Annotated in this window: 12 protein-coding genes; 3 read left to right on the forward strand and 9 right to left on the reverse strand. The window is 54.7% G+C overall.

What is annotated here, in order from left to right; all coding sequences use genetic code 11:
- The first annotated feature begins 11 nt into the window (after positions 1–11).
- Positions 12–611: a 5'-deoxynucleotidase gene (gene yfbR, locus QMG44_RS11745; protein ID WP_014171003.1), complete on the forward strand. Its 600-nt coding sequence runs from the start codon at positions 12–14 to the stop codon at positions 609–611.
- 40 nt (positions 612–651) lie between these two features.
- Here the strand turns inward: yfbR and QMG44_RS11750 are convergent, their stop codons facing one another.
- From QMG44_RS11750 to yfbV, 4 genes are all read right to left on the reverse strand, one after another.
- Positions 652–2,484, reverse strand: a complete 1,833-nt coding sequence (locus tag QMG44_RS11750; protein WP_014171004.1) for an SLC13 family permease — start codon at positions 2,482–2,484, stop codon at positions 652–654.
- Positions 2,485–2,559: 75 nt separating this feature from the next.
- Positions 2,560–3,219, reverse strand: coding sequence for a sugar phosphatase (locus QMG44_RS11755; protein ID WP_047356572.1), 660 nt, complete (start codon positions 3,217–3,219; stop codon positions 2,560–2,562).
- An 11-nt stretch (positions 3,220–3,230) separates the two neighbouring features.
- Positions 3,231–3,725, reverse strand: a complete 495-nt coding sequence (locus tag QMG44_RS11760) for a YfbU family protein (RefSeq protein ID WP_020883140.1) — start codon at positions 3,723–3,725, stop codon at positions 3,231–3,233.
- 92 nt (positions 3,726–3,817) lie between these two features.
- Positions 3,818–4,273 (reverse strand): terminus macrodomain insulation protein YfbV, encoded by a 456-nt coding sequence (yfbV, locus tag QMG44_RS11765; RefSeq protein ID WP_008502875.1) that lies wholly within the window; start codon positions 4,271–4,273, stop codon positions 3,818–3,820.
- Between the two features lie 337 nt (positions 4,274–4,610).
- On the opposite strand from yfbV, the gene ackA reads away from it, so the two are divergent.
- Both ackA and pta read left to right on the forward strand, forming a co-directional pair.
- Positions 4,611–5,813 (forward strand): acetate kinase, encoded by a 1,203-nt coding sequence (ackA, locus tag QMG44_RS11770; protein ID WP_014171008.1) that lies wholly within the window; start codon positions 4,611–4,613, stop codon positions 5,811–5,813.
- 77 nt (positions 5,814–5,890) lie between these two features.
- On the forward strand, positions 5,891–8,032 hold the full coding sequence (gene pta, locus QMG44_RS11775; protein WP_014171009.1) for a phosphate acetyltransferase: 2,142 nt from the start codon (positions 5,891–5,893) through the stop codon (positions 8,030–8,032).
- 44 nt (positions 8,033–8,076) lie between these two features.
- On the opposite strand, the gene QMG44_RS11780 is transcribed toward pta, so the two are convergent.
- From QMG44_RS11780 to QMG44_RS11800, 5 genes are all read right to left on the reverse strand, one after another.
- On the reverse strand, positions 8,077–9,030 hold the full coding sequence (locus tag QMG44_RS11780) for a transketolase family protein (protein WP_025203581.1): 954 nt from the start codon (positions 9,028–9,030) through the stop codon (positions 8,077–8,079).
- A complete protein-coding gene (locus QMG44_RS11785) occupies positions 9,023–9,853 on the reverse strand; it encodes a transketolase (protein WP_014171011.1) in 831 nt (276 codons plus the stop codon). The genes QMG44_RS11780 and QMG44_RS11785 overlap by 8 nt, the downstream gene beginning before the upstream one ends.
- A complete protein-coding gene (locus tag QMG44_RS11790; RefSeq protein ID WP_281853083.1) occupies positions 9,850–11,241 on the reverse strand; it encodes a PTS ascorbate transporter subunit IIC in 1,392 nt (463 codons plus the stop codon). The genes QMG44_RS11785 and QMG44_RS11790 overlap by 4 nt, the downstream gene beginning before the upstream one ends.
- 21 nt (positions 11,242–11,262) lie before the next feature.
- Positions 11,263–11,535: a PTS sugar transporter subunit IIB gene (locus QMG44_RS11795; protein ID WP_014171013.1), complete on the reverse strand. Its 273-nt coding sequence runs from the start codon at positions 11,533–11,535 to the stop codon at positions 11,263–11,265.
- 80 nt (positions 11,536–11,615) lie between these two features.
- Complete coding sequence (locus tag QMG44_RS11800) at positions 11,616–12,059, reverse strand: PTS sugar transporter subunit IIA (RefSeq protein WP_047356573.1); 444 nt, start codon at positions 12,057–12,059, stop codon at positions 11,616–11,618.
- Between the last annotated feature and the right edge of the window lie 22 nt (positions 12,060–12,081).

Here is a 12,081-nt window from a genome sequence, read left to right on the forward strand (position 1 = left end):
AAAGGTAACCTATGAGTCAGAGTCATTTCTTTGCCCACCTCTCCCGCCTTAAACTGATCAACCGCTGGCCGCTGATGCGTAATGTCCGCACTGAGAATGTGTCAGAGCACAGTCTGCAGGTTGCGATGGTCGCTCACGCTCTGGCTGCCATTAAAAACCGGAAATTCAACGGGCAGGTTAACGCTGAGCGTATTGCCCTGCTGGCGATGTATCACGATGCCTCGGAAGTGCTGACCGGGGATTTACCGACACCCGTGAAATATTTCAACTCGCAGATAGCCCAGGAATATAAGGCCATTGAGAAGATTGCTCAGCAGAAACTGATCGACATGGTGCCGGACGAACTGCGCGATATTTTTGAGCCGCTGATTGATGAGCATCAGTACACGGAAGAGGAAAAGTTACTGGTTAAGCAGGCGGATGCGCTATGCGCTTACCTGAAATGTCTGGAAGAGCTGTCCGCGGGGAATAACGAATTTCTGCTGGCGAAAACGCGTCTGGAAAAAACGCTGGAATCACGCCGCAGCGAAGAGATGGATTATTTCATGCAGGTGTTTGTGCCGAGCTTCCATTTGTCGCTGGACGAGATCAGTCAGGACTCCCCTCTCTGACGGTATGCCGGGTCGCGACATCGCTACCCGGCATCAGGGTTTAAAACGGGAACAGTACGGGAATCAGTATCACGCACACCACCATCACCAGCACGGTGAAGGGCACGCCTATCTTCACAAAATCACTGAATTTGTAATTTCCCGGGCCAAGCACCAGCGTATTGACCGGTGACGAGACCGGAGTCATAAACGCTGCAGATGCCGCCATAGCGACGATCATGGCAAACGGGTACGGCGAAACCCCCATTGATTTCGCCATCGCCAGTGCAATGGGTGCCATCAGGACGGCCGTGGCCGTATTGGAGATAAACAGGCCTATCGTGGCGCACATGATAAACAGGCAGACCAGCATCATGTAAGGCCCGTATCCACCGCCTGCGTCCATGAGTCCCTTGACGATCAAATCCACCCCACCGGTTTTTTGTAACGCCAGGGCAAAGGGCATCATCCCGACAATCAGAATGATGCTCGGCCAGTGAATGGCTTTGTAGGCGCTTTCGGCATCAATACAGCGGAATTTCCCCATCAGAAGACAGGCGATAATGGCCGCAATGGGGTTTGGAATTTCGTCAGTCAGCATCAGTGCGACCATCAACACCAGGCAAAAAATCGCATGCGGTGCCTGGCTGTGCGCCGGAGAAGCATCGCTCTCTTCAACCGGCATATTGAGTACAACAAAGTCGCGGCCTTTCTGCCCAAGCTGACCGATCAGTTTCCAGTTGCCGACGACCAGGAAGATATCACCGAGCAGGATAGGCTCATCCACTACCGCCCCTTCCATCGCCACGCCATCACGCTTTAAACCCACCACATTCAGCCCATAGCGGGTCCTGAAGCCGATTTCGCGCACGGTTTTACCCAGTAATTCAGATTCCGGGATCAGCGACACTTCGGCCATGCCGACATCCAGCGCCTGGTCTGAAAAATACTCCCCACGTAGCACCATGGGTTCCAGCAACTGTTCACTGCAAAACTCGCGCAAATCGACATCGGCGGTGGACATATCAATCAGCAAAACGTCGCGTGCACGGAATTCCGACACCCCGTTGACGTTAACAATCACCCGCCGAAAACGACGCCAGCGCTCTACGCCGATCACGTTCGCGCCATAGCGCTCGCGCAGCTTCAGGTCGTCAAGACGCTGGCCAATGAGGGGCGAGCCGGGGCGGATAGCCAGACGGCGCGCCCGCCCGGTCAGACGGTACTCTTTGATCAGATCGCGGAAAGTCCGTCGTTTCCAGCCGTCTTTGCTTTTATCCTGTTTTTCCCCCTTCAGAGCAAAACGGGTTAACAGCATGTAGACCACGCCCAGCACCAGAATCACCAGTCCAAGTGGGGTCACGCTGAAAAAGCTAAAGCCTTCAAACCCTTCGCGGATTAGCTCACTGTTGACGACCAGGTTCGGTGGGGTCGCCACCAGCGTCATCATCCCGCTGATAAGACCGGCAAAGCTCAGAGGCATCATCAGGCGCGACGGCGAGGTTTGCATCCGCATGGAGACGCTCAGCACCACCGGGATAAAGATGGCGACGACGCCCGTGGAGCTCATAAACGCCCCCAGCCCGGCAACCGTCAGCATCAGGTAGATCAACATTTTGGTTTCGCTGTTGCCGGCCACCTTGACCAGCCACGACCCCATAATGGTCGCCACGCCGGTGCGCACCAGCCCGTCGCCAATAATAAACAGGGCGGCAATCAGGATAACGTTGGGATCACTAAATCCGGAGAAAGCCTCCGGCAGCGTGAGCGTACCGCTCAGCACAAAGGCAACGATGACAAACAAGGCGATGGCATCCATGCGCACCTTGCCTGAGGCAAAGAGAAGGATGGCGATTAAAAGCAGGCTCAGGACCCAAATCAGTTCACCGTTCACAACATATCCTTGTCAGTGGAGGAGACAAAATTTTGCCATAAAAAAGCCCCAACAATGTGGGGCTATATCATGGGATTACATTTTAAGCGAGACGGTTACAACTCCGTCCGGTGCCTTCGCAACGTTAATCGCCGTCAGCGTGTTAAGCACCAGATCCGCCTCGTTCAGGCGGGGTGAACCCGCCGGAACGTTAACGGCGATGACGTGGCTTCCGGCGTTCAACCCCGCCAGGACGCCTGCTGCCGCATCCTCCACCACCACGCAATCGGCTGGTGCCAGGCCAAGCAGTTCGGCACCGAGTAAAAAGGCATCCGGTTCAGGCTTGCCGCGCTTCACGCGCTCTGCCGTGATAAACACTTCGGGCGTCGGTAACCCTGCGGCCTTGTGGCGGGCATGGGCAACGGGCACCGAGCCGGAGGTGACGATCGCCCACGGGATTTGTGCTTCGTTCAGATGTTCAAGCAGTTCACGCGCCCCCGGCAGCGCTGTGATGCCATCCGTGTCGGTGGCTTCAATGTGCTCAAGATAGCTGAACTCCGCCTGAATCTCTTCCTCAGAACGTCCTGCTAAGAAGTGCCGCAATGAGGTTATGGCCTGTTTGCCATGGATAAAATTCAGTACTTCCTGATGGTCAATGCCATGTCTGTCCGCCCAATGGCACCATGAACGCTCCACAACCGGCAGCGAATCCACCAGCGTACCGTCCAAATCAAACAGAAAACCTCTACACTGCACAAGCACCTCCGTCAGGCATTAATAATTTGTTGAATCTCATTGTTACTTAAATGGTACTGGCGCGGGCAGGCGTGCCAGACGCTCAGCATGCGCTGATATTTTTCCCACATTGGGGTCTGCGCATTGAAGCCGTGTGTGCCCGCGTCAAAATGGGTATAGCGCCCTTCCGTGTTCACCATAAAACGCACATAGCTCAGATAACGCGCTTCCGTTGCGGCATCAAAGCCCAGGAAGGTGACGCGACGTTCGTCAATGGACTGCTGATCTTTGAGATTGGTCCAGGAAACATGCAGGGCGTGATACATCTCCATAATGTCGATCACGGTGCGGCAGGTTTCTTCTTTCATCTCACCAAACTCACGGTCCAGTTCACGCATCTGCAAACCAAAGCCACGTTCGACGATTGTCTGCAGGCGGCTGTAGCGCTCAGCGTTATCGGGATCAAGCATAGTCATCATTTTGTACTGGTTGGACAAAATCAGACGTTGAGCATGGGTCATTTCCATCTTTCGACTCCTGTAGCGCATTGCACTGTAAAAAAAAGACACGGTAACGGTGAGTTACTGTGCCTTCTTTTATTCGTCGTTTCGATGATCAATCACAAGTCATCGAGGAATGTTTTGTCGAGTTGCTTAAAAGCGCGCTTGAGCGTGTCAGCAAGCGCCTGGTAATCGGGCTTGCCTTCGACCGGGGCAAGCGCCTGCCCGGCTTCCTCCAGTTTCCCGCGAACTTCATAAAACCAGTGTAAAATAGAAGGCGGGAGTGGCGTGATAGAACGTTTACCTAACCACCACAGACCCTGCATCGGCAGACTTAACGCGAAAAGTGCCGTCGCAACGGCCGGGCCAAGCTGCCCGCCCAGCGCGATTTGCCAGCAGAGCGTAAAGATGGCGACAGGTGGCATAAAGCGAATCGCATAGCGCGTGGCGCGGATCGTGCGGTTCTCAATAAACATGGGCGCAAGGCGCTTTTCCATTGGCCACGTCTTTGCGTAATGCTGTCCCCGACGAAACAGACTGAAAAAATTCACGGACGGGTTCTCTGGTGTCGACATGGCTGTACCTCAACTTCACATATAAAAATTAAAATTTTCGTGCAAAACCACAACAGGCTATGACAACGTTCAAAATATTTTGTCATCAGCACCCCGTATCGGGTATTCTGTGCCAGCCTGATAGGCCCTTAGACGAGAACCATTAACTCGTCAAATTATCGCATATTATGCCATTGGCTGAAAAATGTTCAAAATGGCATAAAATCATATGTATTTCTTCCATCATGCCACAATGTTCGTTTGGCATGATGTTAATCATAAATGTCTGAGTCATTATGCGTTACGCTTTTAGACTCCCTGACGTTTTTTTAGCCACGTATCAATAATAGGTACTTCCATGTCGAGTAAGTTAGTACTGGTTCTGAACTGCGGTAGCTCCTCACTGAAATTCGCCATCATCGATGCGCTCAACGGTGACGAATACCTCTCTGGTTTGGCCGAATGTTTCCATCTGCCTGAAGCACGTATCAAGTGGAAGATGGACGGCAGCAAACAGGAAGCGGCTTTAGGTGCAGGCGCCGCTCACAGTGAAGCGCTGAACTTTATCGTTAACACTATTCTGGCACAAAAACCAGAACTGTCTGCTCAGCTGACTGCGATTGGTCACCGTATCGTCCACGGCGGCGAAAAATACACCCGTTCCGTCGTTATCGACGAAACGGTTATCCAGGGCATTAAAGACTCTGCCTCTTTCGCACCGCTGCACAACCCAGCTCACCTGATCGGTATCGCTGAAGCGCTGAAATCCTTCCCGCAGCTGAAAGACAAAAACGTGGCTGTGTTCGACACTGCGTTCCACCAGACCATGCCGGAAGAATCTTACCTCTATGCCCTGCCGTACAGCCTCTACAAAGAGCACGGCGTTCGTCGCTACGGCGCGCACGGCACCAGCCACTTCTATGTGACTCAGGAAGCCGCTAAAGTGCTGAACAAGCCGGTTGAAGAAGTTAACATCATCACCTGCCACCTGGGCAACGGTGGTTCTGTTTCTGCTATCCGCAACGGTAAATGTGTTGATACATCCATGGGTCTGACCCCGCTGGAAGGTCTGGTGATGGGTACCCGTTCCGGTGACATCGACCCGGCGATCATCTTCCACCTGCACGACACCCTGGGCATGAGCGTTGATCAGATCAACAAAATGCTGACCAAAGAGTCTGGCCTGCTGGGTCTGACCGAAGTCACCAGCGACTGCCGTTATGTTGAAGACAACTACGCAGAAAAAGCAGACGCTAAACGTGCAATGGACGTTTACTGCCACCGTCTGGCGAAGTACATCGGCTCTTACACTGCGCTGATGGACGGTCGTCTGGACGCGGTTATCTTCACCGGTGGTATCGGTGAGAACGCGGCAATGGTTCGTGAACTGTCCCTGGGTAAACTGGGCGTTCTGGGCTTCGAAGTTGACCACGAGCGTAACCTGGCTGCCCGCTTCGGCAAGTCTGGCTTCATCAACAAAGAAGGCACCCGTCCGGCTATCGTTATCCCAACTAACGAAGAGCTGGTCATCGCGCAAGACGCGCACCGCCTGACTGCCTGATTCCACACCGCCAGCAATGCTGGCGGTGCTGTTTTGTAGCCCGCCCCCCTGTCGGCGGTAACGAAAGAGGATAAACCGTGTCCCGTACTATTATGCTGATCCCTACCGGAACCAGCGTCGGTCTGACCAGCGTCAGCCTTGGCGTTATCCGTGCTATGGAACGCAAAGGCGTTCGTCTGAGCGTCTTTAAGCCTATCGCCCAGCCTCGTGCCGGTGGCGATGCGCCAGACCAGACCACCACCATCGTGCGTAAGAACTCCAATCTGCCAGCGGCTGAACCGCTGAAGATGAGCCACGTTGAATCTCTGCTGTCCAGCAACCAGAAAGACGTGCTGATGGAAGAGATCATCGCCAACTACCACGCTAACACGCAAGACGCGGAAGTGGTGCTGGTTGAAGGCCTGGTCCCGACCCGCAAACACCAGTTCGCTCAGTCTCTGAACTTCGAAATCGCGAAAACGCTGAATGCGGAAATCGTGTTCGTCATGTCCCAGGGTACCGATAACCAGGAACAGCTGAAAGAGCGTATCGAACTGACCCGCAGCAGCTTCGGCGGCGCGAAGAATACCAACATCACCGGCGTTATCGTTAACAAACTGAACGCACCGGTTGATGAACAAGGTCGTACCCGTCCTGACCTGTCCGAAATCTTCGATGACTCTTCTAAAGCGAAAGTGGTTAAAGTTGATCCGGCGACTCTTCAGGATTCCAGCCCGCTGCCAGTACTGGGCGTGGTGCCATGGAGCTTCGACCTGATTGCTACCCGTGCAATCGACATGGCGCGTCACCTGAACGCTACCGTGATTAACGAAGGCGACATCAACACCCGCCGCGTGAAGTCTGTGACCTTCTGTGCGCGTAGCATTCCGCACATGCTGGAACACTTCCGCGCAGGCTCTCTGCTCGTGACCTCCGCTGACCGTCCTGACGTGCTGGTTGCTGCGTGTCTGGCCGCGATGAACGGTGTGGAAATCGGTGCCATTCTGCTGACCGGTGCTTACGAGATGGATCCACGCGTAAGCAAGCTGTGCGAGCGTGCGTTCGCCACTGGCCTGCCAGTCTTTATGGTGAACACCAACACCTGGCAGACCTCTCTGAGCCTGCAGAGCTTCAACCTGGAAGTGCCGGTTGATGACCATGAACGTATCGAGAAAGTGCAGGAATACGTGGCGGGCTACATCAACGCAGACTGGATTGAATCCCTGACGGCGACCTCCGAGCGCAGCCGTCGTCTGTCTCCTCCGGCCTTCCGTTACCAGCTGACCGAGCTGGCGCGTAAAGCGGGCAAACGTGTTGTTCTGCCAGAAGGCGACGAACCACGTACCGTTAAAGCGGCTGCCATCTGTGCAGAGCGCGGCATCGCGACCTGTGTGCTGCTGGGTAACCCGGATGAAATTAACCGCGTTGCTGCCTCTCAGGGCGTTGAGCTGGGTGCAGGCATTGAAATCGTCGACCCGGAAGTGGTTCGCGAAAGCTACGTTGCACGTCTGGTTGAACTGCGTAAGAGCAAGGGCATGACCGAAGCCGTAGCGCGTGAGCAGCTTGAAGACAACGTTGTGCTGGGCACGCTGATGCTGGAGCAGGACGAAGTTGACGGTCTGGTTTCCGGTGCGGTTCACACCACGGCGAACACCATCCGTCCACCGCTGCAGCTGATCAAAACGGCGCCAGGCAGTTCTCTGGTATCTTCCGTGTTCTTCATGCTGCTGCCTGAACAGGTTTACGTTTACGGTGACTGTGCGATCAACCCGGATCCAACTGCAGAGCAGCTGGCTGAGATTGCTATTCAGTCTGCCGATTCCGCGATTGCCTTCGGTATTGAACCTCGCGTGGCAATGCTCTCCTACTCCACCGGTACTTCTGGTGCAGGTAGCGATGTAGAGAAAGTCCGTGAAGCGACGCGTCTGGCGCAGGAAAAACGTCCTGACCTGATGATCGACGGTCCACTGCAGTATGATGCCGCGGTTATGGCTGACGTTGCGAAATCCAAAGCACCGAACTCACCGGTTGCGGGTCGCGCTACCGTGTTCATCTTCCCGGATCTGAACACCGGTAACACCACCTACAAAGCGGTACAGCGTTCTGCAGACCTGATCTCCATCGGGCCAATGCTGCAGGGTATGCGCAAACCTGTGAACGACCTGTCCCGTGGCGCGCTGGTTGACGATATCGTCTACACCATCGCTCTGACCGCGATCCAGTCTTCACAACAGCAGTAATACGTTACTGACTAAAAAGGCGACCCGAAGGTCGCCTTTTTTATTTACAACAACTCCCTCGCCGCCGACACAATGTCGTGTGCCGTCAGGCCATACTCCTTCTGCAGGAAGTCCTGTGTCCCCACCTGGCCGTAACGCTCCTTCACGCCCACCCGACGCATCGGCACCGGACAGGTTTCCACCAGCACTTCCGCCACTGCCGATCCCAGCCCGTTATGAATGCTGTGGTTTTCGCAGGTCACGATACGTCCGGTTTTCTCGGCGTAGTTTTTCACCAGCATCCGGTCAATCGGCTTAAGGGTAAACATGTCGATCACCGCGGCGCTGACGCCCTCCTGTTCGAGCTGACGCGCCGCTTCAAGCGCTTCCGCCACCATAATGCCGTTGGCAATCAGGGTGATGTCACTGCCTTCGCGCAGTACGTTGCCCTTGCCAAGCGTAAATGTCGAACCCGGCGCATACACGCTCGGGGCCTGCTTACGGATGGTACGCACCCAGTAGAAACCTTCGAGGTCAATAAGCTGGCGCAGTACATCTTCAAACATCACCGCATCCGTTACCTCCAGCACCACCGAATGGGCCAGCCCCCGCACGATGCCCATATCTTCAAACGACATATGCGTGCCGCCGTTATGACAGGCCGTCACGCCGGCATCTGAAGCAATGACCTTCACATTGTTACGCTGGTAGTCCAGGGACATAAACAACTGGTCGAAACAGCGACGGCTGGCGAAGGCGGTAAAGGTATGCACGAACGGCTTGCGTCCGGTCAGCGACAGCCCCGCCGCCGTCCCCATAACGTTCGCTTCCATGATGCCGCAGTTAATCACATGCTGCGGATAATCACGCGCCACGCCATCCATCGCCATTGAACTCATCAGATCCGCCTCGAGGGCGATAATGTCGCTCCCGGCTTCAATCTGCTGTGCCACAAACCCCGCGTAGACTTTACGCATCTCAACGGCGTCTTTCTGACCTGCAGGTGCAACCTTAATCATGTGAAGCCTCCAGTTGGCGAATCGTCTCGTTGAGGGCCGCCTTGCTCTCGGCGGTTAATCGCAGATGGTGCGAGTTACTCAGTTGCTCCAGATACGGCACGCCCTGCCCTTTGATACTGTCGAGGATCACCACCAGCGGGCGAGCATCCGCCGCCGGAACCAGCGATGTCACCTCCAGCAGTGCCGGAATGTCATCTCCTTTCACCGTCACCACGTCAAATCCGAAGGCACGGAATTTTCCTTCCAGATCGAACGCACAGATAATGTCGTCGAGTTCGCCATCAAGCTGCTGTTTGTTCCAGTCAACGAATACTGTCAGGTTATTCAGGCGATGGTGTGCAATAAACTGGAACGCTTCCCAGCACTGCCCTTCGTTCAGCTCGCCGTCGCCGACGATACAGAAAACCCGGTTGGGGCGTCCCGCCAGCTTATGCGACAGCGCCATTCCACCGGCGATGGAAATCCCCTGCCCCAGCGAGCCGGTGGTGGCATCCACGCCGCGCGTTTTTAGCCGGTCCGGATGGCTCGGCAGACGCGTACCGTTCTGGTTCAGCGTGCTCAGCTCTTCCATCGGGAAATAACCTTTGATCGCCAGGGTGCTGTACAGCGCCGGACCAGCATGTCCTTTTGACAAGACAAAGTAGTCACGCTCTGGCCAGTCCGGGTCGGCCGGGTCAATTTTCATCACTGCGCCGTACAACACGGCCAGGGTTTCAACAACCGACATACTGCCGCCGTAGTGACCAAAGCCCAGCTGGGTCAGCATTTTCAGCGTTTCAAGGCGGATCTGACGCGCCAGATGGGTTATCTCATTCTCATTCATGATTTGGCTCCGGTGTTTTCCTGCGCGTTATCGCCCGCAGATTTGTTTTTAGCGAACACGTTGTACGCCACCAGCAGTGCGAACAACGCCACAACAAGGCCGGTGATGGCAAGCGGCGACAGGAAGCGCGCCAGGTTACCCAGCACGATCCCGGCAGCGCCAAAGTCAGCGTCCGAGAACGTGGTATTGGCAAATCCAATTGCCCCCAGCACCGGCAGCAGCAGAACCGGCAGGAAGGTGATCAGCAGGCCGTTGGCAAACGCACCAATCATCGCTCCACGACGCCCCCCGGTGGCGTTACCAAACACGCCCGCGGTGGCGCCGGTGAAGAAGTGCGGCACCACACCAGGCAGAATCAGCACCCAGCTGAATTGCCCACAGATAAACAGCCCCACCAGCCCACCAAGGAAGCTAAACAGGAAGCCAATCAGCACCGCATTTGGCGCATACGGATAGACAACCGGGCAGTCCAGAGCCGGACGTGCATTCGGCACCAGTTTTTCAGAAAAGCCGGTAAAGGCCGGGACGATTTCCGCCAGAATCAGGCGCACACCCTGCAGGATGATGAACACCCCCGCGGCGAACGTGATGGCCATGATGATGGCATAGACCAGGTAGTTCTGACCGCCGCTAAAGGTCGCCTCAACGTAGTCACGCCCGGCGCTCACCGCCATGATCAGGTAGATGATCATCATGGTCAGCGAGATGGAGATAGAGCTGTCGCGCAGGAAGCTCAGGTTCTTCGGCAGGTTCATCTCTTCAGTCGAGCGAGAGCCTTTGCCGAACTTGCTGCCAATCCAGCCGGAGAGAACATAGCCCAGGGTACCGAAGTGACCAAAAGCAATGTCATCGTTGCCGGTAATGCGCTTCATGTAACGCTGCGCCAGCGCCGGGAAGAAGGCCATTACCAGACCGAGGATCAGCGACCCGGTAAAGACCAGACCAACGCCCTCAAAGCCCGCCACGGTGAGGATGACCCCAATCATGCATGCCATGTAGAAGGTGTGATGCCCGGTCAGGAAGATATACTTCAGACGCGTAAAGCGGGCGACAATGATATTTGCCACCATACCGAATGCCATAATCAGCGCGGTAGAGGCACCGTATTTCTCCAGCGCAATGGAAACAATTGCCTCGTTATTGGGAATAATTCCCTGAATATTAAAGGCGTGTTCAAACATTCCGCCTAACGGATTTAATGACCCAACCAGCACCGTGGCCCCGCCGCCAAGCACAATAAAACCGAGTATGGTTTTAATGGTCCCTTTCACCACATCAGAAAAAGATTTCTTTTGAGCGACCAGGCCAATTAAGGCTATTAAGCCCACCAGCACCGACGGGACTTTTAATATATCAACAACGAAATTCAGCGTTTCAAGGATAAACATATCCACCTCGCCTTATCAGGATTATTGTCTGTCGAACCAGGCGCGGAGCTGCGCTTCGAGTTCGTTGATATCAATGATGTTGTTGATCACCACCAGCTGGCTTTCCGGCACGCTGGCGCTGGCGGCAATGTCCTTCGCCATCACGAAAAGATCGGCGGCACCCGGCGTTGCCGAGGAGAGATCGGAGTGTTCAACGTCGGCGTCAATGGCCAGCTTCTTGAGCACCTTTTTAATATTCATTTCGACCATAAAACTACTGCCCAGGCCTGAACCGCAAATAGCCATAATTTTCATTGTTGTCCCCTTTTTTTTGAGTAGAGCACGCCCCATCACGCTAAGCGTAATGTTGTGATAAATCGGATGAGAGAATTAAATCAGAAGCGGTCAATAATCGTTTTAATGTCCTCCAGGGTATTCGCCTGATGCAATTCAGCCATATCGTCGTCGCTGGAAAATAATTCAGCGAGGGCAGAGATCATGTCGATGTGGCTGTGTTTATCCGGCGCCGCGAGCATAATAATAACATCCACGGGATCGAACTCACCGGCACCAAAAGAGACTCCCTTTTTCAGTTTTAATAATGAGAGGCCTAATCCTTTGGCCCCCTCTTCCGGCCGCGCATGCGGCATGGCCAGCCCTGGTGCCAGCACATAATAAGGTCCTAATGCATGATGCTGCTCAACGATGGCCGTCACGTATTCCGGGCCAATCACCTGCAGATCCAGCAACGGTTTCGCACATATTTCCAGCGCCTGCGGCCAGCTTTCCACGCTCTCCTGCAGCGTGATGGTTGTATCATATATCCACTTTTTCAGCATTTCTCCGTCCCGCCACAATGCA

The organism is Enterobacter sp. 200527-13 (assembly GCF_027924865.1).
Lineage (GTDB): Bacteria > Pseudomonadota > Gammaproteobacteria > Enterobacterales > Enterobacteriaceae > Enterobacter > Enterobacter ludwigii.